At 70.2% G+C, this 23,938-nt stretch carries 24 protein-coding genes; 15 read left to right on the forward strand and 9 right to left on the reverse strand.

The window, feature by feature from the left end:
• Positions 1–25 precede the first annotated feature (25 nt).
• From ACFWGD_RS08200 to ACFWGD_RS08225, 6 genes are all read left to right on the forward strand, one after another.
• Positions 26–976, forward strand: coding sequence for an ABC transporter permease (locus ACFWGD_RS08200; RefSeq protein WP_377778189.1), 951 nt, complete (start codon positions 26–28; stop codon positions 974–976).
• A complete protein-coding gene (locus ACFWGD_RS08205; RefSeq protein ID WP_377778145.1) occupies positions 976–1,758 on the forward strand; it encodes an ABC transporter permease in 783 nt (260 codons plus the stop codon). The genes ACFWGD_RS08200 and ACFWGD_RS08205 overlap by 1 nt, the downstream gene beginning before the upstream one ends.
• Positions 1,755–2,471 carry an ATP-binding cassette domain-containing protein gene (locus ACFWGD_RS08210; RefSeq protein WP_377778146.1) on the forward strand — a complete coding sequence of 239 codons (717 nt, stop codon included), beginning with the start codon at positions 1,755–1,757 and terminating at the stop codon, positions 2,469–2,471. The genes ACFWGD_RS08205 and ACFWGD_RS08210 overlap by 4 nt, the downstream gene beginning before the upstream one ends.
• 1 nt (position 2,472) lies before the next feature.
• Positions 2,473–3,102 (forward strand): ABC transporter ATP-binding protein, encoded by a 630-nt coding sequence (locus tag ACFWGD_RS08215; RefSeq protein ID WP_377778147.1) that lies wholly within the window; start codon positions 2,473–2,475, stop codon positions 3,100–3,102.
• 452 nt (positions 3,103–3,554) lie between these two features.
• The gene (locus tag ACFWGD_RS08220) at positions 3,555–5,429 is read left to right on the forward strand and encodes an HNH endonuclease signature motif containing protein (RefSeq protein ID WP_377778148.1); all 1,875 of its coding nucleotides are present in this window, start codon (positions 3,555–3,557) and stop codon (positions 5,427–5,429) included.
• A gap of 277 nt (positions 5,430–5,706) precedes the next feature.
• Complete coding sequence (locus ACFWGD_RS08225; protein ID WP_377778149.1) at positions 5,707–6,105, forward strand: hypothetical protein; 399 nt, start codon at positions 5,707–5,709, stop codon at positions 6,103–6,105.
• Here the strand turns inward: ACFWGD_RS08225 and ACFWGD_RS08230 are convergent, their stop codons facing one another.
• On the reverse strand, positions 6,106–7,470 hold the full coding sequence (locus ACFWGD_RS08230) for an FAD-dependent oxidoreductase (RefSeq protein ID WP_377778150.1): 1,365 nt from the start codon (positions 7,468–7,470) through the stop codon (positions 6,106–6,108).
• Positions 7,471–8,004: 534 nt separating this feature from the next.
• Between ACFWGD_RS08230 and pta the strand changes: the two genes are divergently transcribed.
• On the forward strand, positions 8,005–9,318 hold the full coding sequence (gene pta, locus ACFWGD_RS08235; RefSeq protein WP_377778190.1) for a phosphate acetyltransferase: 1,314 nt from the start codon (positions 8,005–8,007) through the stop codon (positions 9,316–9,318).
• A 3-nt stretch (positions 9,319–9,321) separates the two neighbouring features.
• The gene (locus ACFWGD_RS08240; RefSeq protein ID WP_377778151.1) at positions 9,322–10,518 is read left to right on the forward strand and encodes an acetate kinase; all 1,197 of its coding nucleotides are present in this window, start codon (positions 9,322–9,324) and stop codon (positions 10,516–10,518) included.
• A gap of 72 nt (positions 10,519–10,590) precedes the next feature.
• On the opposite strand, the gene ACFWGD_RS08245 is transcribed toward ACFWGD_RS08240, so the two are convergent.
• From ACFWGD_RS08245 to ACFWGD_RS08260, 4 genes are read right to left on the reverse strand one after another with little or no spacing between them, the layout of a single operon-like run.
• Complete coding sequence (locus ACFWGD_RS08245; RefSeq protein ID WP_377778152.1) at positions 10,591–11,283, reverse strand: L,D-transpeptidase; 693 nt, start codon at positions 11,281–11,283, stop codon at positions 10,591–10,593.
• Between the two features lie 27 nt (positions 11,284–11,310).
• Positions 11,311–13,614 (reverse strand): tetratricopeptide repeat protein, encoded by a 2,304-nt coding sequence (locus ACFWGD_RS08250; protein ID WP_377778153.1) that lies wholly within the window; start codon positions 13,612–13,614, stop codon positions 11,311–11,313.
• Positions 13,611–14,615, reverse strand: a complete 1,005-nt coding sequence (locus ACFWGD_RS08255) for a glutamate ABC transporter substrate-binding protein (RefSeq protein ID WP_377778154.1) — start codon at positions 14,613–14,615, stop codon at positions 13,611–13,613. The genes ACFWGD_RS08250 and ACFWGD_RS08255 overlap by 4 nt, the downstream gene beginning before the upstream one ends.
• Positions 14,615–16,150, reverse strand: a complete 1,536-nt coding sequence (locus ACFWGD_RS08260; RefSeq protein WP_377778156.1) for a hypothetical protein — start codon at positions 16,148–16,150, stop codon at positions 14,615–14,617. The genes ACFWGD_RS08255 and ACFWGD_RS08260 overlap by 1 nt, the downstream gene beginning before the upstream one ends.
• Before the next feature lie 133 nt (positions 16,151–16,283).
• Here ACFWGD_RS08260 and ACFWGD_RS08265 point away from each other — a divergent pair, with 133 nt between their 5' ends.
• Positions 16,284–16,784 carry an NUDIX domain-containing protein gene (locus tag ACFWGD_RS08265; RefSeq protein ID WP_377778158.1) on the forward strand — a complete coding sequence of 167 codons (501 nt, stop codon included), beginning with the start codon at positions 16,284–16,286 and terminating at the stop codon, positions 16,782–16,784.
• Here ACFWGD_RS08265 and ACFWGD_RS08270 read toward each other — a convergent pair whose 3' ends face one another.
• Positions 16,785–16,979, reverse strand: coding sequence for a hypothetical protein (locus ACFWGD_RS08270; RefSeq protein ID WP_377778159.1), 195 nt, complete (start codon positions 16,977–16,979; stop codon positions 16,785–16,787).
• Positions 16,980–17,113: 134 nt separating this feature from the next.
• Positions 17,114–17,428, reverse strand: coding sequence for a hypothetical protein (locus tag ACFWGD_RS08275; RefSeq protein WP_377778160.1), 315 nt, complete (start codon positions 17,426–17,428; stop codon positions 17,114–17,116).
• 32 nt (positions 17,429–17,460) lie between these two features.
• Between ACFWGD_RS08275 and thiE the strand changes: the two genes are divergently transcribed.
• Genes thiE through ACFWGD_RS08295 form a run of 4 tightly spaced genes read left to right on the forward strand, consistent with a single transcriptional unit; the run spans position 17,461 to position 20,241 of the window.
• Positions 17,461–18,186 (forward strand): thiamine phosphate synthase, encoded by a 726-nt coding sequence (thiE, locus tag ACFWGD_RS08280; protein WP_377778161.1) that lies wholly within the window; start codon positions 17,461–17,463, stop codon positions 18,184–18,186.
• Complete coding sequence (gene thiO, locus ACFWGD_RS08285) at positions 18,183–19,265, forward strand: glycine oxidase ThiO (RefSeq protein ID WP_377778162.1); 1,083 nt, start codon at positions 18,183–18,185, stop codon at positions 19,263–19,265. The genes thiE and thiO overlap by 4 nt, the downstream gene beginning before the upstream one ends.
• On the forward strand, positions 19,262–19,471 hold the full coding sequence (gene thiS, locus ACFWGD_RS08290) for a sulfur carrier protein ThiS (RefSeq protein WP_377778163.1): 210 nt from the start codon (positions 19,262–19,264) through the stop codon (positions 19,469–19,471). The genes thiO and thiS overlap by 4 nt, the downstream gene beginning before the upstream one ends.
• A gap of 2 nt (positions 19,472–19,473) precedes the next feature.
• On the forward strand, positions 19,474–20,241 hold the full coding sequence (locus ACFWGD_RS08295; RefSeq protein ID WP_377778165.1) for a thiazole synthase: 768 nt from the start codon (positions 19,474–19,476) through the stop codon (positions 20,239–20,241).
• A gap of 14 nt (positions 20,242–20,255) precedes the next feature.
• Here ACFWGD_RS08295 and ACFWGD_RS08300 read toward each other — a convergent pair whose 3' ends face one another.
• Positions 20,256–20,783 carry a MarR family winged helix-turn-helix transcriptional regulator gene (locus ACFWGD_RS08300; RefSeq protein ID WP_377778166.1) on the reverse strand — a complete coding sequence of 176 codons (528 nt, stop codon included), beginning with the start codon at positions 20,781–20,783 and terminating at the stop codon, positions 20,256–20,258.
• Between the two features lie 100 nt (positions 20,784–20,883).
• On the opposite strand from ACFWGD_RS08300, the gene ACFWGD_RS08305 reads away from it, so the two are divergent.
• Complete coding sequence (locus ACFWGD_RS08305) at positions 20,884–22,092, forward strand: multidrug effflux MFS transporter (protein WP_377778167.1); 1,209 nt, start codon at positions 20,884–20,886, stop codon at positions 22,090–22,092.
• Here ACFWGD_RS08305 and ACFWGD_RS08310 read toward each other — a convergent pair.
• Positions 22,067–22,960, reverse strand: coding sequence for a DMT family transporter (locus ACFWGD_RS08310; RefSeq protein WP_377778168.1), 894 nt, complete (start codon positions 22,958–22,960; stop codon positions 22,067–22,069). The genes ACFWGD_RS08305 and ACFWGD_RS08310 overlap by 26 nt on opposite strands.
• A 147-nt stretch (positions 22,961–23,107) precedes the next feature.
• Between ACFWGD_RS08310 and ACFWGD_RS08315 the strand changes: the two genes are divergently transcribed.
• Positions 23,108–23,809: an ArsR/SmtB family transcription factor gene (locus ACFWGD_RS08315; protein WP_377778169.1), complete on the forward strand. Its 702-nt coding sequence runs from the start codon at positions 23,108–23,110 to the stop codon at positions 23,807–23,809.
• Positions 23,810–23,938 lie beyond the last annotated feature (129 nt).

The following is a 23,938-nucleotide window of genomic DNA, read 5'->3' on the forward strand; positions in this document are numbered from 1 at the left end:
GGACAACCTCGACGGCCTCGGCCGGATGATCGCCGGCCGCACCGCGATCATCGCGGCCACGACGGTGTTCGTCTCCTTCGTCATGTTCGGCCTGGCGGCGCTGTCCCCGTTCGATCCGCTGGCCTCCTACCTGGGCACGACCTACGCCGAACTGTCCGCCGCCGAGCGCGCCGACGTCGCCGCCGCCATCGGCGCCGACGTCAGCTGGTGGCGCCAGTGGCTGGACTGGTTCGCCGACGTCCTCACCGGTGACCTCGGCTTTTCGCGGTCCTACGGCCGGCCGGTCGCCGACGTCCTGTCCGAGCGCCTGCCGTGGACGATCCTGCTGTCGGCCACCGGCATGACCATCGCCGTGGCCCTCGCCGTGGCGCTGGGTTCCTGGGCGGGCCGCCGCCCCGGCGGTGCCGTGGACCGGGCCATCGTGGCGCTGGGCGTTTTCATCGGCGCGACGCCGTCGTTCATCTACGCCCTCGGCGTGGTCATGATCTTCGCCGTCACCCTCGGCGCCATCCCCGCCGGCGGCGCGTCGCCGATCGGCGAGGACCCGTCGCTGGCCACCGTCGGCCCGTACCTCATCGCCCCGGCGCTGGTGCTGGCCGTCACGCAGCTGCCGTGGCCGCTGCTGGCCGTGCGCCAGGCGACGGTGGAGGCCATCGGCTCCGATGCCGTGGAAAACGCCCGCGCCCGCGGCGTCGCCCCCGGCGTGGTGCTGCGCCGCCACATCGCCCCGATGTCGCTGATGCCGCTGGTCACCCTCGTCGGTGGCCGCCTGTCGGAGCTCGTCGTCGGCGCCGTCATCGTCGAGGCCGTGTTCTCGTGGCCGGGCCTGGCGCAGGCGACCGTCGAATCCGCCAAGACCGTCGACTTCCCGTTGCTGGCGGCGACGACGGTGCTGACCACCATCCTGGTCATGGGTGGCAGCCTCGTCGCCGACGTGGCCTACAAGCTCCTCGACCCGAGAGTGAGGGACGTGTGATGAAGATCCTCCGCTTCCTCCCCCTGGCCCTCCTTCTCCTCTACGCCTTCCTCGTGCCGCTGATCTGGGCCGAGCCGGCCGCCGACTTCTCCCGCGCCCTGCTGCCCCCGGGCGGCGAGTGGCTGGCGGGCACCGACCACTACGGCTTCGACCTGTGGGCGCGCACCGCCGCGGGCCTGCGCGTGTCGCTGTTCATCGGCCTGGTGTCGGCGTGCGCGGCCACGGCCATCGGGCTGGCAGTCGGCCTGGCCGCCGCCGTGCGCGGCGGGTGGGTCGACCGCGTGCTCATGCGCGGCACCGACGCCGTCAACTCCATCCCGCACCTGATCCTCAGCGTGGTCATCGTCGCCCTGTTCCGCGGTTCCGTCCCGGCGCTGGTCCTGGCCATCGCACTGACGCACTGGCCGCAGGTCGCCCGCGTCGTCCGGTCGACGGTGCTGGCGGTGCGCGAGTCCGAGTTCGTCGCCGCGGCCCGCGGCGCCGGCGCGCGCGGCTCGAGCGTCCTGCTCGGCCATCTGCTGCCGGTGGCGGTGGGGCAGGCGGTCATCGCGATCGTCATGCTCACCCCGCACGCCGTGTGGCACGAGTCCGCCCTGTCCTTCCTGGGTCTGGGTCTCCAGCCGGATCAGCCGTCGCTGGGCACGCTTCTCGACCAGGCCCGCGCGGACATCATGACCGGCGCCTGGTGGACCCTGGCCGTCCCCGGCCTGGTCCTGCTCGCCGCGTCCCTGTCCCTGCTGGCCCTGGTGCCCCGCACGATCCTGGTCGGGAGGAACTCATGACCATCGCAGGAGTCGAACACCTCACCATCACCGCCGGCGCCACCGACATCGTCCGAGACGCGACCGTCCACCTCGAGCCCGGCCGCGTCCACGGCCTCATCGGCGGCTCGGGCGCGGGCAAGTCGACCGTCGGCCGCGCCATCGCCGGCCTGACTCCCCGCGGCTGCCGCGTCACCGGCCGCATCATCGGCGAAGGCACCGCCGGCCTGGTCCCGCAGTCCCCGGCGACGTCGTTCACGCCGGTGCGCCGCCTCGGCCCGCAGATCGCGGAAATTTGCGGGGAGGGTGGCGTCGTCAAGCAACTCGACCGTGCCCACCTGCCGCCCGGCACCGCCCGCATGTTCCCGCACCAGCTGTCCGGCGGGATGGCGCAGCGTGCCGCGATCGCCGCGGCGCTGGCGACCGGCCGGCCCGTGCTCGTCGCCGATGAGCCGACCAGCGCGCTCGACCCCGACCTGACCGCCGACGTCCTGGCGCTGCTTCGCGAGGTCGCCGACGACGGCCTCGCGGTCCTGCTGATCAGCCACGACATCGAGGACCTCCGCGTCGCCCAGCTTTGCGACGACATCACCGTCATGCGGCGCGGCGAAATCGTCGAAAACGGGCCCGCCGACCGCGTTTTCGGCTCGCCCGCCCACGCCTACACCCGCGCCCTGCTCGCCGCGCTGCCCTCCGGCGGCATGCGCCTGACCGCGCCGTACGAAAGGGGCTGACATGGCCGAATCGCAGATGCTCTCCGCGCGCGGGATCACCGTCGCGTTCCGGGGACGGACCGTGCTTGACGACGTCTCCCTCCACATCCCTCCCGCCCGCATCCTCGGGCTCACCGGCCCCAGCGGAGCGGGCAAATCGACGCTGGCGAAGGTGTTGTCGGGGCGCATCGAGCCGGATGCCGGGACCGTGACCGGCGGCGGCCCCGTGCGCGTGGCCATGATCGGGCAGGCCCCGCGCGACGCCTGCGACCCGCGGTGGACGCTGCGGCGGACCATCGGCGAACCGGCGCGCATCGCCGCGGGCGGGCGCATCGGGCGGGAGGCGGAGGGGGAGCGCGAGGCCGTCGATGCGGCCGCCGCGTCCGTGCTCCTCGACGCCGAGCTGCTCGACCGCCGCCCCGCGCAGGTGTCCGACGGCCAGCTCCAGCGCGCCGTCATCGCCCGCGCGCTGGTGCAGGATGCGAAGTTCCTCATCTGCGACGAGCCGACCTCCATGCTCGACCCCATCACCGCCGCCGGCGTCGTCGCCGTGCTGCGCGAGCGCGCGTCGGCCGGGGCCGGCGTCCTGTTCATCTCCCACGACCACCGCCTTCTCGACGCCGTCGCCGACGAGGTCATCGGGCTGAGGTAGGGGAGGGGGCGGCGGGTGCTGGGGTCGGGGGCGGGAGGAGCGCGGTGACCGCGCGCGGGCAGGTGTGCACGTGGGTGTCGGGGCCAGGTGCCGGGGTGAGCGCCCGGGCAGTGAGCACGCGCGGGCCGATGCGCAATTGGTTGCCGGGACCAGTTGCCGGGGTGAGCGCTCGGTCGGCTACGTGAATGGGTGCCACGTTCGTTCACTCTTTCGATCTCACTGGGTGGAACATTGTACGGCACCAGGTGGGATAATTAGCCGTTTACGCTGCTAAAAGTTGCCAAACCGTCACCTTCCGTTCACCTTCTCACTCTCGAACGCGTGTATGATGAATGGTGAAGCAAGGCAGTACCGCGGGGCCGGGGGTTTGGTTCCGCGTCAGGGCAGATCAGCACCAGCGATCACGCGTAGATCCACTCTCGATCCGTACTCGCATTCCCGGGGGAATTCGCATGGCTTTCGACCATGACGCAGCCGATGAGCACGACGATCCGGACCACCACCACAACGAACACGAACAACGACCATCCGAGCCGCCTCCTCCCAGGAAGCGGTGGGTCACCGAACGCGATGAACCCGTCGCCGCCATGGGGAGGGCCCGCAACATCGCCAACATCGACGCCGCCATCGCCTCCACACCCGACGGCGGTGCTGACGTCGACTCCCACATCGCCTCCATCGCCACCCGCCTCGGTGTCACACCGTATTGGGCGGAGATCTACTGCGACGTCGGCACCATGCTCTCCCGCATGCCCCGCATCCTCGACTTCGCCTACTCCGGGGCGCTTCCCCTCGAGCGCCTGGCGAAGATCGCCGACGCCACCATCGCCGTGTCCGACGACCACCTCGCCGACGTTGAAGAACAGATCCTGGCGTACCTGGTCCCCAACAAGGAGTTTCAGGCATTGCCGGGGCAGAAGGTCTTCATGCGCAAGCTGCGCGCCATCATCGAGTTGATCGAGCCGATCTCCACGCCTCCCGACGAGGAGGAGAAGAAGGCGCTGGAGTCGGAGAAGGTGACCATCGTCAATGACTACCCGTGCGACTTCGGGGCGATGGAGGTGTGTCTGCGCAAGGACCGCATGGCCGAGTTCGAGGCCACCGTGCGCGCCATCCGTGATGCGAAGATCAAGGCTGGCGTCGATTGCACTCTCGCCGATGCCCTGATGGCCATGTCGCGTGGTGATTTCGCCGGTGCGAAGGTGACCATGAACGTCTACGCCGACGCAGGCGCCGATGATGGCGAGCTGCGATTGTGGCTCGACGGCGCCGGATGGTTGCCGAAGTGCCTGACCAAGCAGTGGCTCGAGCGCTGCGACGACGTACGACTGTCCGCCGATTCCCAGGTCGACGGGTATGTGTCCTCGGATGCGCAGAAGGCACGTGTGCGTGCTCGCGATGGCGGGTGCCGGTTCCCGGGGTGTGATGTGCCGGCGCACAGGTGCCAGATCGATCACGTCGTCAATTACGACCCCGACGCCATGAAGGGTGCTCCGGGCATGACGATCAACGGTGGTACCTCAGATGGCACTGCAGGTGGTGCGGCATTCATCGCCGGCGACGCCTCCAACCTGCTCGGAGTTACGGCGACGTGGAATCTGCAGTGCCTGTGCCAGCACCATCACAACCTCAAGACGAGCCGCCACTGGAACGCCGTGATGAACGATGACGGTTCCGTCGACTGGTTTGACCACACCGGCTCCGCCTTCGCGACGTCGGTGCCGCACGGGCCGATCGCGCACATCAAGCGGCAAACCTTCGATCAGAAGGCCACTCGCTTGGCGAAGACCATCCGCGGTGCGAATGCCCAGCGGATGCGTGCCGAAGCTGAGGCTGCGGAGGCGATGCACCGAGCAGAGATTGCCGAGGCGCTGGCCGCGCATGCGAAGGCCACCGCGGACTATGAGCGGGCGATGGCCGAGTTCACCGCGGGCCCACTCAATGACCCGGACAGGGAGGTCGCCGAAGAGGCACGGTGCCTGGCCGATGCCGCCGATGACGGGTGGCCTGCAGCCGAGGATCCCACGTGGGATCCGGAGTGGGAGGCCCGATCATCGGGACGGACCAACGAATCCCGCAACTCCGGCCACTCCGGCGTGCCCGGTGAGAGGGCACGCGGCGAATCCGGGCCGCGGTTCGGGTGGTTGGCCAATGAGAATCCGGAGGCCGATGCCTTCTGGGGAGTCTCACCGGAGCGTGCCGGCCGACGAAAGGGTTGGTCGGAGGATTGCCGCACGTGGATCCGCCGGGCATCGATCGACGCGGACCCGGCTAAGCGACCCGAACCGCCGGACCCGCTGGGACCTGACCCCACGATTCCGTTCTGATCCCTTTTTGATCCCCTGTCGACTTCCGCAGGATGCCGCAGATTCCCGCCCACTCCCGCTGGACCCTTGTGACTATTCGAACTGGCTGCAAGCGGATCCGACGGCGTCAGCCTGCCTTGTCGCGGGACGTCGGCGGGTGCCGAAAGGCATCGAGTTGGTGAGTTGGTGAGTTGGCGAGATGGTGACTTGGCGAGATGGTGGGCAGGCGAGATGGCGGATCAGAGGGATGGCCGGGGCGCTCAGGTGCGGAGCCGCAATGTGCAGTGAGCGTACGGTCGTGACCATCGCCGGACAGCGAAAGACGTCGCAGAGGGCGCGAACAATCGGGATGCCGAGGGGAGTGCCAATGGGAGCAACAAACGGGGTGATCAAAGTCAGCGCGGTGATCGGGCTGATCGCGGCGACGCTGGTCGGCGTCCAGATCGTCGGCATATTCGTCGCGCCCGGCCCGTGGATTCCCTACGCCATGGGCGGATTCACGATCCTCGCCGGCATCTACTGCATCATGCGGGCCACGCAGAAGGCCTGGTTCGGGGCATTCGGCGGGCTGATGCTCGCCGCCGGAGGCGCATCGTTCTTCATCCTCACGGAACCGACGACCATCAACCTCGCGGGAGGCGCCGCAGCGGTACTCGGCGCGATCACCACCGCGGCCACTGCGCTCATCGGGAAATAACTACTCCGCGCGGGCAGCCTCGACCATGTCGTCCCACTCGACGATCTTCTTGCGCTCGCGGCCCTCGGCCTCGCCCAGCTTCCGCTCGGCGGCATCGAGGGAGTACCAGCCATCCCACGTCACGAAAGGAACGCCCTTCGACTCCAGGAACGCCAGGGCCTCATCCTCGCCGGGCTTCGACGGGACGAAGGCGTTGCCGGCGTCGTAATCCTCCAGCAGATTCGCCACCGTCTCGTTGGCATCGCCCTTCGTGTTGCCGATCAGGCCAACCGGGCCGCGCTTGACCCAGCCCGTCGTGTACAGGCCCGTGATGTGCCCGGCGTCATCACCGGAGCCATCGAGCACGCGGCCGCCGGCATTTGGGATCACGGCCTTGCGATCATCGAACGGGATCCCCGGCAGCGCATCCGACCGGTAACCGACGGCGCGGTACACCGCACCCACCGGCCAATCGGTGAACTTCCCGGTGCCCCGCACGCCACCCTCGCCATCGAGCTCCATGCGCTCGGTGCGGATGCCCGCCACCTTGCCGTCCTCGCCGAGGATCTCCACCGGCGACTCGAAGAAGTGGATGAACAACTTATGCGGCGCGCCCTTCGGCTCGCGGATCGCGTAATTCTCGATGATCGAGCACACCTGATCCACGATCTTCGACTCGCGGCGGCTCGACTCCGACACGGCGTCGTAATCGATGTCCTCCGGATTCACCACGACCTCGATGGTCGGGGAGTGGTCCAGCTCCTTCAGCTCCAGCGGGGTGAACTTCGCCTGTGCCGGGCCGCGGCGGCCGAACACGTGGACCTCGCGCGCCTTGTTCGTGCGCAGGGTCTCGTACACGTTGTCCGGGATCTCGGTGACGCGCAGCTCATCGCCCGTCTTCGCCAGGATGCGGGCGACGTCCAGGCCGACGTTGCCCACGCCGACGACGGCCACGGACTCCGCGGACAGGTCCCAATCGCGCTGGAACAGCGGGTTGCCGTCGTAGAAACCGACGAACTCGCCGGCCCCGTGATGGCCCTCGAGGTCCGCGCCCGGCACGTCGAGGTCGCGGTCGCCGACGGCGCCGGTGGCGAACACGACGGCGTCGTAAAGCTCCTTGAGCTCGTCGAGGGTCACGTCCTTGCCGAACTCGACATTGGCGATCAACCGGACCTCCGGCTTGTCCAGCACGCGGTGCAGGCTCTTGATGATCCCCTTGATGCGCGGGTGATCCGGCGCCACGCCGTAGCGGATCAGGCCGAAGGGGGCGGGCATCTTCTCGTACAGGTCGATGCTGACCTCGCGCCCGGACTTCATCAGGGCATCCGAGGCATAGACGCCGGCGGGGCCGGAACCGATGATGGCGACGCGGAGGGGACGGGACATGCTGAGTTGAACCTGCTCTTCTCGGGGAGGGGGCACGGAGTGAATTCGGCCCCATAGTAGTGGGGACACCTGAGAACATCCATGTCGGGTGAGGCGAACCTAACCCGGCCCCGCAGCGGGTGTGACCCTGGTCACGTGATGCGGGTGACACGTGGGGCTATTCGCCGGTACTTTGGCTTACAGGGGTACCCGTCGAAGGTCCGCCATTGCGCCCGGTATGTAAGGTGACTCACAATTCGTTCCGAGAATGAACCATGACTCACTGATCCCCGGGACTTGCGGCGCGAGTCGGAGCCGGGTCCAAAGGCGTGCGTCCGGGCGGGCGCACCGGAAAGGACGTAAACCGTGAGCGAGAACCCGAACGCAACCACCGCGGTGCTGGTGACCTCCGTCGACCAGGCGAGCGACCACCGCGAGGTGATCGAAGCGGTGTCCTCCGCGCTGGGCGGCGCCCGCCTGGTGCACACGGTCGGCGGCCCCGGCGGCGCCACCGCCGACGAGGTCGTGGGCAACCCGGATCATGCGCTGGGGCACATCGTCACGGCGGTCGAGGCCGAGCGCGCCGGCGCGGAGGAGGCGATGGTCCTCACCGCCACCGGCAACCTCGATTTCGATGCCCGCGTCGCCGCCGTCACGGGCGCCGGCGTCATCCTCGTCGCCGATGGGGAGGGCTGCTCCGACGACGCCGCGCTGACCCGCATCCGCATGGCCGTCGCCGAGCTGCGCGCCCGCTACGCCGCGCCGCTGGCCGTCGTGCTCACCGGGCAGGTGGACACGGCGCCGAAGCTCGACGTCCCGGTGGTTTCGCTTGACGACGCCGACGCGCTGAAGTCCGCCGTCTTCGCCCCGGTGCCGGTGATCATGACGCCGCAGCGCTTCCAGTGGTGGCTGCTGCAGCAGGCGAAGGAGAATCGCCGCCACATCGTGCTGCCGGAGGGCGAGGACGACCGCATCCTCATCGCCGCCGGCGAGCTGCTGTCCTCAGACATCTGCGATCTGACCATCCTGGGCGACCCGGAGTTCATCAAGGACCGCGCCCGCGTGCTCAGCCTCGACCTGTCGAAGGCGACGCTGATGGACCCGGCGACGTCCGAGCACCTCGAGGCCTTCGCCGAGGAGTTCGCGGAGCTGCGCAAGTCCAAGGGCATCACGCTCGACGAGGCGCGGGAGACGATGAACGACATCTCCTACTTCGCCACGATGATGATCCACAAGGGCCTGGCCGACGGCATGGTCTCCGGTGCGGCGCACACGACGGCGCACACGATCAAGCCGTCGTTCCAGATCATCAAGACCAAGCCGGGGGCGTCGACGGTGTCGTCGCTGTTCCTCATGGTCATGGACGATCGGCTGTGGGGCTTCGCGGACTGCGCGGTGCTGCCGAAGCCGACGCCGGAGCAGCTCGGCGAGATCGCCGTGGTGTCGGCGGAGACCGCGGCGAACTTCGGCATCGAGCCGCGGGTGGCCATGATGTCCTACTCCACCGGCGAGTCCGGCACGGGCGAGGACGTCGACCGCGTCAAGGCCGGGCTGGCCAAGGCCCGCGAGCTCGACCCGGAGCTGGCCGTCGACGGCCCGCTGCAGTTCGATGCGGCCATCTCGCCGTCGACGGCGAAGAAGAAGATGCCGGACTCCGACGTGGCCGGCAAGGCCACCGTCTTCGTGTTCCCCGATCTCGACGCCGGCAACATCGGCTACAAGATCGCCCAGCGCTGCGGCGGCGCACTCGCCATCGGACCCATCCTCCAGGGCCTGAACAAGCCGGTCAACGATCTGTCGCGCGGCGCGACGGTCGCCGACATCGTGAACACCGTCGCCATCACCGCCATCCAGGCAGGAGGAAACTAAGCCATGTCGCGTCACGCCCTCGTAGTCAATTCCGGATCCTCGTCCGTCAAGTTCCAGCTGGTCGATCCGTCCAAGCCCGCCACCGAGCCGCCCTACGTCTCCGGCCTCGTCGAGCGCATCGGCGAGGACAACGGCACCATCGTGCTCAAGGTCGGGGGCGAGAAGATCGAGGTCACCGAGCCGATCTCCGATCACGCCGACGGCCTGGGCAAGGCCTTCCAGCTCATGGACGACAACGGCTGCGGCCCGCACTCGGTGGAGATCGCCGCGGTGGGCCACCGCGTCGTCCACGGCGGCAAGCTGTTCTCCAAGCCGCAGCTGATCGACGAGCAGATCATCGGCATGATCCGCGACCTCATCCCGCTGGCGCCGCTGCACAACCCGGCGAACATCGTCGGCATCGAGGAGGCCCGCAAGCTGCTGCCGGACGTCCCGCACGTCGCGGTGTTCGACACCGGCTTCTTCCACGACATGCCGCCGGCCGCGGCGCTGTACCCGATCAACGCGGAGGTCGCCGCCGAGCATGCGGTGCGCCGCTACGGCTTCCACGGCACCAGCCACGAGTACGTGTCGGGCCAGGTCCCGGAGCTGCTGGGCAAGGATCCGCGCGAGGTCAACCAGATCACGCTGCACCTGGGCAACGGCGCGTCCTGCGCCGCGGTGCGCGGGGGCCAGGCGGTGGACACGTCGATGGGCATGACGCCGCTGGCGGGCCTGATGATGGGCACCCGCACCGGCGACATCGACCCGGGCATCATCTTCCACCTGTACCGCCAGGGCATGTCCATCGACGAGATCGACAACCTGTGCAACCGCCAGTCGGGCCTCAAGGGCGTCTCGGGCGTCAACGACTTCCGCGTCCTGCAGGAGCGCATGGACGACAACGACCCCGACGCGTGGGCGGCCTACCAGATGTACGTGCACCAGCTGCGCCGCTACATTGGCTCGTACATGCTCATCCTGGGCCGCCTGGACGTCATCGCGTTCACGGCGGGCGTCGGCGAGAACCACGTGGGCATCCGCCGCGATTCGATGGCGGAGCTGGAGAACTTCGGCATCAAGATCGACCCGGAGCGCAACGCCGGCCCCAACGACGGCCCGCGCGTGATCTCCACGGACGACTCCACCGTCACGGTGATGGTCGTGCCCACCAACGAGGAGCTCGCCATCGCCCAGTACGCGATGGCCTACGCCGAGTAGCACCTTGCATGCGAGAACCCGCCGGAAGTCCTTTCCGGCGGGTTCGTTGCTTTACGACGATCCGATCGGCGCCTAGTAGATGTAGACGACGTCGCCGACGTTGAGGTTGTCGAAGAAGAACTTGGCGGCGTCGGGGTTGAGGCGGACGCAGCCGGCGGACTGGGTGTCCGTGGTGCCCTGGTGGAAGGCGTGGCCGTTGTTGGTGAAGTACACGGCGTACGGCATCGGGGCGTTGTTGAACTCGTAGGAGACCTCGTCCTTGACCTTGCGGGTCACGGTGAAGGTGCCCTTCGGGGTCTCCTGGCCGGGCTTGCCGTGCGACATGGTGGTCGGGCCGTACAGCAGCTTGCCGTCCTGCTGCAGCCAGGTGCGGTTGCCGGACAGGTCGACGCAGGCGCGGGCGGTGGCCGGGCACGGGGACTCCGGCGGCACGTCGGCGGGGCGCTCCTGCGGGGCCGGCGCGGGAGCCGGGGCCGGGGCGGGCGCGGGAGCCGGAGCAGGCGCCGGGGCGGGCTCGGGCTCGGCCTTCGGCAGGAACGGCTCCACGGCGTCGCGGACCTCGGACGGGACCTGGGCGCGGTCCATGAACCCGTCGATGTCGGCGCGGGACGGGGCCTGCGAGCCGGCGGGGAGGGAACCGAGGTCGGGCAGCGGCTGGGCGCCCGCGGTGGCGGGGGCGGCGCCGAGGCCGGCGATGACGGCCAGCGGCGCGGCGGTGCGCGCCACGCGGCGGATGCGGGAGGGCTTGCGGTGCTTTCCGGTCATGAACGGCACCTTAGTGCGCCGACACGGCTAACGCCATGTACGGGGGCGAATGAGGTTGGCCATGTCGACCAGGTGATAGCGGTGGCGGGGGAACGGCGATGACCTCGCCAACTGCCTCAGGCCGGCCTCGAGGCCGGTGCGGAGACCGGCGACGGTGAAGGGGACGTCGAAAAGCTCGTTCCTGCTCGCCGCCTGGTCCAGACCGCTGGCCCGCAGCCAGTTCAGTGCGGCGACCATGACGGCGATGCGCAGCTGCTCCAGGCGCGGCTCGTTGGTCGGCAGCTCCACCAGGCGGCGGGCGGCGCGGCGGATGCGCGACTCCGACAGCGACTCCGGGGCGCCCGAGGTCAGCAGCAGGATCGTGGTCAGCTTGGCCAGCCGGTGATGGCGCGACGCGGCGGGCACCCGGTCGAGCATGGAAATGGCCATCTCCTGCTGGCCCTCCACCGTCAACTGCCGGGCCAGGCCGAACGCCGAGGACACCGTCGTCGGGTTCGTCGCCCACACCATCGCGTACAGGCGGGTGGCGTGGAAGCGCATCGACTCCGAGTCGGTGGCGTTGGCCGTCCACGTGTCGGTGAGGTGGCGCAGCATCGACTCGGGGATGTCCTCCAGCTGCTGGTCCAGGTTCGCCGTCGCCCGCGCGGTCATGGGGTCGAGCACCTGCTGGCGCGAGATCCCCGCCCGCTGCTGCAGCAGCTCCAGGGTCGCCGCCAGCGCGAGCTTCGGCGCCGGCTCCCCCGGCAGCATGGCCAGCACGCGGTTGAAGGACACGAGGGCGGAGTCGTAGTCGTCGAGAAGCAGCTCCGTGACCCCCGCGTACCAGCCCCAGCGCCAGTCCCTGCGCAGGCGAGGGGGAGCCGCGCGCAGGCCGTCGCGGGCCTCCTCCGTCGAGCCGATGTCCAGCTGCGCGCGGACGATGGCCAGCGGGATCTCCACCGACGCGGAATTCTCCGGGTTCTGCAGGGCCGCGGTGAGGGTGTCGATGAGCTCGCCCGGCTCCGTGAACGACGACGCCGACAGCAGCCGCGCGCCCGGATCCGTCGGGTCGACCAGCGGCACCGGCAGCGCCGCGGTGATCTCCTGCGGCGTGATGGTCACGTCGCGGGCGATGCCGTCGACGAGCTGATCGGTGCGGAACACCCGGTGCTTCGTGCCGTACGTCGAACGCTGCGGGGAAAACAGCGTGCCGATGTGCGGGTACTGCACCCCGTCGCGCACCGCCAGGATCTCGCGGAGCACGCCCGTGAGCTGGATGGCCATCTCTTCGGCGCTGGTGAAGCGGGCCTCCGGGTCCTCGTCGCAGGCGCGCAGCAGCAGCCGGTACAGCGAGAGATGGCGGCGGAACAGGGGCTCCTCCATCGGCGTGGGCAGCCCCGGGGCGTATACGCCGTTGGTCGACGGCAGGTCCGTGATTAGCGACGCCAGCGTCCGGCCGACCGTGTACACGTCGGAGGCCACCGTCGGGCCGGTGCGCCCGACCTCCGGGGCCTGGAAGCCCGGCGTGCCGTAGATGTGGCCGTAGGCGCCGATGCCGGTGACCGCGCCGACGTCGATGAGCTTGACCTGGTCCTCGGCCAGCAGCACGTTGTCGGGCTTGAGGTCGTTGTAGACGACGCCGCGCGAATGCAGGTAGTCCAGGGCGGGCAGGACCTCGAGGACGTAGCCGACCGCGACGTCGACGGGCATGACGCCGTCGGGCTGCACCCGCTTGCGCTGCCGCAGCGACGGGCCGCCGACGTACTCCATGACGATGAAGCCCGTGTCGGTGTCGGTGGGCTCGATGAAGTTGATGATCTTCACGATCCCCGGATGCGTGATCTCCGCCAGGAACTCGCGCTCGGCCTGGACCACGGCCAGGTCGCGCTCGTTCGACGACGCCATCATGCCCTTGAGCACCACCCAGCGGTCGGACACGTTGTGGTCCTGCGCCAGGTAGATCCAGCCCAGGCCGCCGTGGGCGATCGGGCCGGCGATCTCGTACTGCCCGGCCACCAGGTCGCCGGGGCTCAGCGTCGGTGCGGGCTTGCCGGTGGCGCGGACCTTGTCCGGCTCCATCACCGCGTCGCGCGGGTTCGTCGGCGGGATGAACGGCAGCTGCACCATGCCGTCGGCCACCGTGCGGCCCTGGCGGGCGCGGCTGCGGCGCTCGCGGAACGTGTCCAGCGCGCGCCGGTGGGACTCCGCCGACGGGTCGGCGACCGTCGGTGCGGGTTCGTCGTCGGCGAACGGGTCGAACGGCGTTGCGACGGTGCCGGGCTCCGAGTCATCGGCGAAAGGGTCGAAGGCGACGGCCTCGGTGGCCGGCGCGGACTCGTCGGGGTGCGTCACTGGTCGACCTCCTCGTAGTCGCCGGCCGGCTGGTAGCCGCCGGGCAGGAACGCCCCCAGCCACGTGTCGTAGAGCTGCTGCCACGTGCCGTCGGAGCGGATGCGCTCGATGGTCAGGTTCACCTGCGACGCCAGGCCGGCGTCGTCCTGGGCGACGCCCACCGCGTAGTTTTCCGTGCTCAGGCCGCGGCGGACGATGGTCGTCGCCGGGTCCTGGTCGTTGATGCCGGCGAGGATGGTGTCGTCGGAGACCACGGCGTCGGCCTGGTGCTGCTGCAGCGCGACCAGGCAGTCGGACCAGCTGCGCACCAGCAGCAGCTCCGCGCCGGGCGCCTCGGAGCGGACGATCTCCTCCGGCGTCGAGTCCGCGGCGACGCAGACGCGGCGGCCGTTGAGGTCGGCGGCGGAGGAGATGGCGCCCTCCTGCCGGTCGGAGTCCGACGCCGGCACGAGGATGCCCGCCCGCGCCGTGAGGTACGGCGCGGAGAAGTCCACCGCGGATTCGCGGCCGGGCGTGACGGACATCGTGCGGACGACGGCGTCGACGCGGCCCGTGCGCAGCGCGTCGATGCGCTCGGTGGAATCGACGTAGCGGAACTCCACGGCGTCGGGGTCGCCGAAGATGTCGCGGGCGATCTCCTGGGCCAGGGCGACCTCGAACCCGGCGAGCTCGCCGGTCGTCGATTCGCGGAAGCCCAGCAGGTTCAGCGACTGGTCGACGCCGACGATGATGCGCCCGCGCTCGACGATCTCCGGCACCCGGTCCACCGCCGGGCCCGTGCCCGGGGCGGGCGACGGCTGCGGCGTCACGCCATTGGGCAGATTGGGGGGACGCGAATCCGCCGGCTCGTAGCGCGCCTCCGGGGGCAGCGGCATCGTGCCCTCGGCGTTTTCGATGATCTCGTTGAAGGGGTCGTCGACAAGCGGGGCCTGGGGCGCGCAGGCCGCCAGGGACACGGCGGCGGCGACGGCAGCCAGGGCGAGGGGGGTGCGGCGGCGCATCACAGGTACTCCAGCAGCCGGTGGCGGAAACCGACGACGACGCAGATCGTCGCGCCGATGGACAACAGCACGACCAGCGCCGACAGTGCGGCCGAGGCCTGGCGGGCGTCCTCGATCTCCGCGCGCAGATCCAGGCGCGCCTCGGCGATGGCCAACTGCAGCGAGCCGTCGAGCGTGCCGAAGGCGTCCGCCGACGAATGCGGCCGCGCGCCCTCCACCGTCGCAGACTCCACAGCGCCGGGATAGTCGCCGCGGTCCAGGCGCGAGCGCATCTCGGCGTGGCCCCGGCGCCACTCCTGCAGCGCCGCCCGCGCCTCGCGGGACGCCTCGCCATCGCGGCCGGACTCGTCGATGAGCCGGCGGACCTCATCGGCGTCCTTCTCGAAGTCGATGGCCTCGCCCGGCTGCCGGCGCACCAGCGCCAGCGTCTCGGCGGCGCGGGCCTGCTGCGCGGTGATCCTCGCCTCCGTCAGCGTCTGCACCGGCGAATACGACCCGCCGAAGGACGCCGACCCGCGCCACGACAGCGTCGTGGCCAGCGACACCGCCACCAGGGCGATGACCATGAGCGCCGTCGCCGCCGTCAGGCCCATGTTGAACAGCCGGCCCGTGCGGCGGGTGATGCGCCACTGCACGAACAGCAGCATGAGCACCGCGGCGAGCAGCCCCGACAGCGGCACCCACGGCAGGCCCGTCAGCTTCGCGCGGTCCTCGGCGACCGATCGGCTCGTGTCCTCGTACAGGGCCGCGGCGGCGGGCAGGATCTCCGATCGCATCAGCCCCGACGCCTCGGCCAGATACGCCACGCCCACCGGGTGGCCCTGGCGGGCGTTGGCGCGGGCAGACTCCACCAGCCCCGTGTACACCGGGATCAACCGCTGCACCGTGGCGATGTGCTCCATCGACTCGCCCTCGACCTCCGTGATGCCGGCCGCGGCGCGGGTGCCGGCGAGGGTGGCCTGGGCGATGGCGTCGTCGTAACGCTGCCGCAGCTGCGGCGCACTGTCGAGCCCGCCGCGGCTGAAGGACGTGTTGGCCGACGCATCGGCGATGGTCAGCGCCGAATAGAGGTTCTGCGCGGCGTTGGCCTGGGGCTCCGACGCCGACGAGACCGTCGCCAGATCCTGCTGCCGGTTGCTCGTCGACTGCGACATGGCCAGGCCCGCCGCGAGGATCGCGATGATCAGCACCACCGCCGCCAGCGTCAGCCGGCCCGGCGAGGTGAGCAGGAAGGACATGGTGCGCTTTGGGAATTCCAGCGCCGGCGCCAGCCGCTCGCCCAGGATCGACCCGAACGTCGTCGTGCCGCCGCCGAGTTCCAGATCGTCGACGCGCTCGTCGGGGTCGCGGTCGTCCTGCGGCTTCTTCGGCGCCGGCGGCGGGTACATCGCCGGCAGCACCCACACGGGGTCGCCCGAGGTTCGCTCCTGCGATGGCTGCGGCGTCGAATCGAGCTCGGATCCGCCCGGAGCGCGGCGGCCGGTGAAGCGGGTTCTGCGTGGTCGGCGCCGGACGTCGGCGGCATCAGCGGCCATTGCGCGTCGCCTCCCGTCGGTGCAGATCCGGCCCCCGCGGGCGCGGGGTAACTCTGTTACAGATGTTAGTCCCGTTGCCATGTGAGGCAAACCACAGGCGGGTGCGGAATCGGCGACCGCGTAGTCTGGGGCCATGCTTCACGACGGCAATGGCTGGGCCGCCGGGCCCGACGGTTCCCGGCTGTGGGGGAAATTGGGCGCCGCGGGGCTGCTCGTGCTCACCCCCGACCGGCGCGTTCTCATGCAACACCGCGCCGAGTGGACGTCGTGCCCCCTGACGTGGGGAGTGCCCGGCGGGGCCCGCGATTCCCACGAGACCGCCGCCGAGGCCGCCCTGCGCGAGTCGGAGGAGGAGACCGGGATCACGGCCGATCAGGTCCGCGTGCTCGACGCCGACGTCACCTCGGGGCCGTTCCCGGCCGATCCCGCGCGGCCGGAGTTGGCCGGCGACTGGACCTACACCACCGTCTATGCGCTTGCCGACGGCCCGCTGGACACCTTCCCCAACGCCGAATCCCTCGAACTGCGGTGGGTGCCCTTCGACGAGGTCACCGAGCTGGACCTGCTGCCGGCGTTCGCGGAGTCGTGGCCCGCGGTGCGCCGCCGGGCGGAGGAGCTGTTGGGCGGGGAGTGATCAGCGGCCGCGGCGGGGATCCCGTGCGGCCACGGTCCGCACCCGGCTGTCCCGGAATGCCCATCCCGGGTAGTCGGGGTCAATCGCGGACAGGACGGTGCCGATGTCCTGCATGCGCTTCGTGGTGTTGATCGCCAGCAGGAGCGGCCAGAAACCGAATGTCAGCTGCGCGACGATGTCGTCATGATTCGGCACGCTTCCCTTTCTCGGAGGGCCCCTGCGCCTTTGGTACTGTTTAGGGCAGTGAGCAGCGGTGTAGACCGTCTGCATCTCATTTTCGGCGGCCCCGGGAGCTTCTGCTCCCGGGGCCACTTGTATTTCCAGGGAACCTACTGATCCGCCAGTGCCGCCAGGCCCGAGGCCACGGCGGTGACGGACAGGACGGCGGGCCAGGGGCCGATCTTCTTGGCGGCGGGGTGCGAGACTCCGAAGGCGCCGACGTACGCGCCGACCAGGCCGGCGGTGGCCAGCGGGCCCTTGCGGGCGTACCAGGTGCGGGCGGAGTAGATGCCGGCGGCGGCGAGGATCGCGCCGCCCAGCGGCCGGATGCCGGTTTCGCGGGCGGTGAGCCACCCGCCGATGAGGCCCGCCGCGATGAGCGGGGCGGTCTGCACGTCTTCGGCCTTCTTCCACTTCATGTCCATGCCCTCCAGCGTATCCGCGCTACCCTGGGCGCATGTTGAACAATGTTCCGGAAGGCCGTGCGGCGCGCCGGGCACAACTCGCCGACGCCGCCTTGTACCTGGTCACCGACGCCCGGCGTCATATCGATCCGGGGTTCGGCGAGCTGGCGCGGTTCGCGGACGCGGCGCTGGCGTCGGGGGTGGACGTCATCCAGCTGCGGGACAAGGGTTCGGCGGGCGAGCGGGAGCTCGGCGCGATGGAGGCGGCGGAGGAACTCGCCGCCCTGGCCGTCCTGCGCGAGGCCGCCGACCGCCACGGGAAGCTGCTGGCCGTCAATGACCGTGCGGACATCGCCATCGCCGCCCGCGCGGACGTCCTGCACACGGGCCAGAAGGATCTGCCCGTCGCCGTCGCCCGCGAGCTCATCGGCCCGGACATGCTGCTGGGCAAGTCCTGCAACACCCCGGACCAGGTCGATGCGGCCGCCAGCGACCCGAACCTCGACTATTTCTGCACGGGCCCGGTGTGGGCCACCCCGACGAAGCCGGGCCGGCCGGCCGCGGGGTTGGACCTGGTCCGGCATGCGGCGGGCAGGCTGCGTGACGACGCCACCGCCCACCCCTTCTTCGCCATCGGCGGCATCGACGCCTCCAACGCCGGAGAGGTCGCGGCGGCGGGCGCGTCGAAACTCGTCGTGGTCCGCGCGCTGACGGGCGCCGCCGACGATGACGCGCTTCGCACCAACGCGGAGGCGCTGCGGGCGGCGGTGGGAGCATGAGCGCGCACATCTCAGTCATCGGCGCCGGGGTCATCGGGCTGACCACGGCATTCCGCCTCGCCCACGCCGGGCACCGCGTGAGCATCCACGCGCCGAGTGCCGCGGTCGGACCGAGCTGGGTGGCCGGCGGCATGTTCGGCGCGTACACCGAGGCGTGGCCGGGGGAAGAGGTCATGCTCCACCTCGGCGCCGCGTCGCTGCACCGCTGGCTGCCGCTGCTCGAGGACCTCGAGGGAGTGCCCGCCGAGCAATCGGGCATCCTCACCGGCCGCGGCACGGTCCTCGCCGGCGTCGATGCGGCCGATGCCGCCGACGTCGAGTCGATCGTCGCCACCACCGAGGCCCACTACCCGGGCGTGCTGCGCCACGTCACCCGCCGGGAGCTGCGCGAATTGGAGCCGTCCCTGGCCCCGGTGCTGCGCGGCGCGGTGGTGTGCGACGACGAGTGGAGCCTGGACAACCGCCAGCTGCTGTCCAAGCTCGGCGCCGCCTGCCGCGACCTCGGGGTAGAGCGGTCCCTGGCCCCCGTCACCGACGTGGACGAGCTGCGCGCCACCACCGGCGCCGATGTCGTGGTCGTCGCCGCGGGCGCCGGGTCCGCCGACCTCATCGACGTCCCCATCAGGGAGGTCAAGGGTGAAGTGCTGAGGGTGCGGCGGAGGGGGTCGTCGGAAAGCAGGCCCGAACGCACCATCCGCGCGCGCGTCCACGGCCGGCCCTGCTACCTGGTGCCCAGGAGCTGGGGGCTGGCCATCGGCGCGACGGAGTACGAGCACGGGCACGACCTCGAGGCGACCGCGGGCGGGGCCAGGACGCTTCTCGACGACGCCGCGCTCGTGTTCCCCGGCATCGACGACTACGCGTTCGCCGAGGTCAGCGCGGGCCTGCGGCCGTATTCCCCCGACAACGCGCCCATGATCGGCGAGGTCCGCCCGGGGGTCGTCGCGGCCTGCGGGCACGGGCGCAACGGTATCCTTTTGGCCGCGGTCACCGCCGACGCCGTCAAGGGCATCGTCGAGGGCGAACCACTGGCCGAGGCCGCGAGCGCCGACCCGCGCCGATTCAGGAGGAACTCATGAGCAGCACCATTTCCGTCAACGGCACCGACCGCGAGCTCGCGGCCGACGCCACCATCGCCGACGTGGTGAAGGAGATCGCCGGGGATTCCCGCGGCGTCGCCGTCGCCGTCGACGGCGTCGTCCTGCCGCGCGAGCGCTGGGAGTCGACCGTCGGGGAGCTCGGGGCGTCGGCCATCGACGTGCTCACCGCGGTCCAGGGGGGTTAGGAATGCCAGATCCCCTGGTCATCGCCGGCCGCGAGTTCGCCTCGAGGCTGATCATGGGCACCGGCGGCGCCGCGAATCAGGCGGTGCTGGGCGAGGCGTTGAAGGCGTCGGGGACGGTGCTGACCACCGTCGCCATGCGCCGCGTCGACTCCGGCGGCGGGACGGGCGTGCTGGGGCTGCTCGACGAACTGGGCATCGAGGCGCTGCCGAACACCGCCGGCTGCCGCACCGCCCGCGAGGCCGTGCTCACCGCGCGGCTGGCGCGCGAGGCGCTGGGGACGTCGTGGGTGAAGCTGGAGGTCATCGCGGACGACAGGACGCTGCTTCCCGACGCCCTCGAGCTCGTCGACGCCGCCGAGCAGCTGGTGGACGACGGTTTCACCGTGCTGCCGTACACGAATGACGATCCGGCGCTGGCCAAGCGCCTGGAGGACATCGGCTGCGCGGCGGTCATGCCGCTGGCGGCGCCGATCGGGACGGGGCAGGGGCTGCTCAACGAGCACAACCTGGCCATGATCGTCGAGCGCGCCGGCGTGCCCGTCATCTGCGACGCGGGCATCGGCACGGCGTCGGATGCGGCGCGGGCGATGGAGCTCGGCTGCTCCGCCGTTCTGCTGGCCACCGCCGTGACCCGCGCGAAGGACCCGGTGCTCATGGCCGCCGCCATGCGCGACGGCGTGGCCGCGGGGCGCGCCGCGTACCGCGCCGGGCGGATCCCCAAGCGCTCGTGGGCGCTGGCGTCGTCGCCGGACTACGAAGACCTGGGCTAGCGGATCTGGGCTAGCTAAAACGTCTCGTGCCTGCGCTGGTGTTCCTCGACGAAGGTCTCGGAGTGCTCGGCGAGCTTGATCAGCGGCTGGACGGCCTTGGCCAGGCGGCGGACGTCGTCGGGGCTCATGGTCAGGACGATGCGCTCGATGATCTCGCCCCAGTGGCCGATCATCTGCTCGAGCAGCTCGGTGCCGGTGTCGGAGACGTAGAGGTCCTGGGCGCGGCGGTCGACGGCGTTGTGCTCGCGCTTGATCAGGTTGTTGTCCAGCAGGCGCCGCACGGTCGCGGACACGTTGGACGGCCGCAGGAAGCGCAGGCGGGCGATGTCGGATACGCCGCAGCCGGGGTGGGTGGAGATGAAGTGCAGCACCTCCATCTCCGACTGCGAAATGTCCAGGCGCTGGTTGGGGCGTTCCCCGAGTCGGCGCGTCGCCGCCAGGAAGTCGTACAGCCCGATTGCGATACGCCGGACGTTCTCCTTCGTCGCGTCGTCGAAGTCCGGGTTGAAGCCGGGGTTCTCGGCGGAGGAAGCGGAAACCATGGTGTACCTTCCTTTCTCGGGTCCGGGGCCGCCGCGGGAATGCTGCGGGGTCCGGAATAGTCCCTCAACTATATATTCAGTGTAGAAAGTCGTGTGTTACATGCGTGCGGAAATTTCCGGGAAAAATGCCGGCGTCCCCCTGCCGATCCTGGCCGCGCTGGCGTTGGCGACGATGGCGGGCCCGCTGTCCATCGACACCTACCTACCCGCGTTTCCGCTGATGGCGGATGCCCTGGGCACCAATCAGCCGGGCATTCAGCTGACCCTGACGCTGTTCATGGCGGGCATGGCGCTGGGGCAGTTCTTCATCGGGCCGATGTCGGATTCCCTGGGGCGCCGCCGCCTGCTCCTGGCCAGCCAGCTGCTCGCGGCCATCGCGGCGTTCGTCTGCGCCGCCTCGCCGGACGTGTGGGTGATGTGGGGTGGCCGCCTCGTGCAGGGCATCGCCGGCGGCGCGGGCGTCGTGCTGGCCCGCGCGGTCGTCGCGGACCTCGCGGAGGGCAGGACCGCGGCCCGCGCGTTTTCCTTGATGATGCTCATCAACGGCGTCGCCCCGATCATGGCCCCGCTCGTCGGCGCCGTGCTGCTCGTGCCGTTCGGGTGGCGGTCGATTTTCGTGTTCATGGGCGTGTTCAATCTGGCGTCCCTGGCGGTGCTGGCGATCGTCGTCAAGGAATCCCTGCCCCGGGAAAACCGCAGCATGGGCGGGTTGCGGGGACTGTTCGGCGGCATCGCGGAGGTCGTGAAGATCCCGGGCTTCCTCGGCTACGTCATCGCATTCTGGTTCAGCTTCGGCGCGATGTTCGCGTACATTTCCGGCTCGCCGTTCGTCATGCAGGGCCAGCTGGGGCTGGGCGTGGGCACGTATTCGGTGCTGTTCGCCGTCGCGTCGGCGATGATCGTGCTCGGCTCGGCGGTCAGCGCGCGGATGGTCAACACGGTCGATCCGCGGCGCCTGCTGGGCCTCGGCATCGCGGCGATGCTGGTGGCCTCGGTCCTTTTGCTTGTCGACGCCTACGTCCACCCCACCGTGTGGATCATCGTCCCGCTGCTGATGATGGCGCTGGGTGCGATGGGCTTCATCATGGGCAACGCCACGGCCCTGGCGACGGGCCTGGCCAGGCGGCGCGCGGGGGCTGCGTCGGCGATGCTCGGCGCCGGCCAGTTCGTCGTCGCCGGCGCGCTGTCGCCGCTCGTCGGGCTCGGCGAGGATGCCGCCATGACCATGGGCACCGTCATGACCATGTCCGTCAGCGTCGCCCTGCTCGGCTTCGCCTGGGCGATCAAGCGGGAGGGCGCGGGCGCGTGACGGTGCCCGCCTTCGTGGCCAGGTAGACGCCGAGTGCGGCGGGCACGCACATGGCGATCGCGAGGGCGGAGGGGATTTCGTCGAGAAGCAGTGCGCCCAGGCCCAGGCTCACCAGCGGCGGAAGGAAATGCGCGACCGCGGCGCGTGCGGGACCGAATTCGCGGATGATCATCAGCCACAGCGTCATGCCGATGACCGACGCGCCGATGATCAGGTACGCCTCGGCGAGCAGGAATCGGGGCGTGAGATCCGGGATGCCGTCCCAGATCAGGGCCGCGGCCGCGCACGGGAGGCCGCCGGCGATGCTCTGGATTCCCGTCGACATCCACGGGTTGCCCGGCGGGACGAGCCGCGGCGTGAGCACCGTGCCCGCGATGAGGCACGCGACGGCCGCCGAGCCGATGGCGATGCCCGTGACCGAGGTATCGCCGGAACCCAGCCTGGTCAGGGCGGAGCCGGTGACGCCGACGAAGCCGATGGCGCACCCCGCCCATTGCAATGCCCGGAGGTGAGCGCCCTGCAACGATGAAATGACCAGGACCGCGATGGGAATGGTCGAGGTGAGGATCGCCGCCATGCCCACCGACAGATGCGGCAGGGCGGTGGCGATGAGGCCGAGGTATCCCGCGTTGTTGAGGAATCCGACGATGACGATCCCGCCGAGATTCCGTTTGGGCAGCCCGCCCGCCGCCCGCCATGTGACCGCGACCATCAGGGCGCCGGCCACCGTCGTGCGGATGGCGACGGTCGTCATGGGCCCAGCGTCGTCGAGGGCCATTTTGGTGGCGACGAACGCGCCCGACCACAGAGTCGCCCAGGCCGCGGCGAACAAGACGAAGCGGATCGTGGAGCCGGAATTCGCGGGCATGCAAGCCTCCTCGCGGTAATGCTTCATGATTACGTGAAGCGTGAAGCAAGGTTGCATGACGAATCGTCCAGCGTCTACCGTTTGGGGTGAAAAGAGAGTGGTCGACCCCCGATGTGGGGGAGGTTCGGCATCGAGGAGGCACCGGGCATGAAGGCGGACGGCGACGCTTTGGCTTTCGCTGCGTCGATTGCGGCGGAGTGCTCCTCACCAGTGCGGTTGATGATTCTCCGGCTGCTCCTGGAGGAGGGAGAATCCCGAGTCCGCATCATGGCGGAGCAGCTTGGCGTCGGGGAGTCGGCGCTGTCTAACCACCTGAAGCGGCTCCGCGACGCCGGCATCGTCCGCGTCGCCCGCAGTGGCCGTACCGCCACGTACTCGATCGCGAACCCCCGGGTGGGAGACGTCGTTGCCTCGCTGCTTTCGGCGGCCGGACTTGCGCCGGAGTATCCGGTCATCGATGCGGGCACGGGGCTCGCGCACGCGCGTTCCTGCTACGACCATCTCGCCGGTGAAGTCGGGGTCCGGCTGACCCGCGGCCTCATCGCCGCGGAGGCGATCACGGTCAGCGCAGACGCCGAAGGTGGGGGAGATGTCGTCGACGTCGGGCCGAATGCCGAAAAGTGCTTCGCGAAACTCGGCGCCGGCCTGACCGGATTGCCCGCCAATCGCAAGCAGTCGTTCCTGTGCGACGACTGGAGTCACGGCGACAGGCACCTCGCCGGTGCTCTCGGGGCGGTGCTGCTGCAGGGGCTGATCTCGAAAGGCTTCGTCGCCAGCGTCTCCGGCTCACGCGAGCTGACCGTGACGGAGACCGGGGAAAAGGTCCTCGCCGAGTTCTACACGTCGTAGTCGGTGCGCCATTGTCCTTGCGCTCCTTGCGGCCGGTCAAGACGAATCTGGCTATATGTGTGACATGTAATACCTTGCCGGCTGGAGCTGGGCCTTTTATGCTGCGGCGTATGAGGGCAAGAGATTCAC

Origin of the sequence: Corynebacterium sp. NPDC060344 (assembly GCF_042725215.1) — a bacterium.
GTDB lineage: Bacteria > Actinomycetota > Actinomycetes > Mycobacteriales > Mycobacteriaceae > Corynebacterium.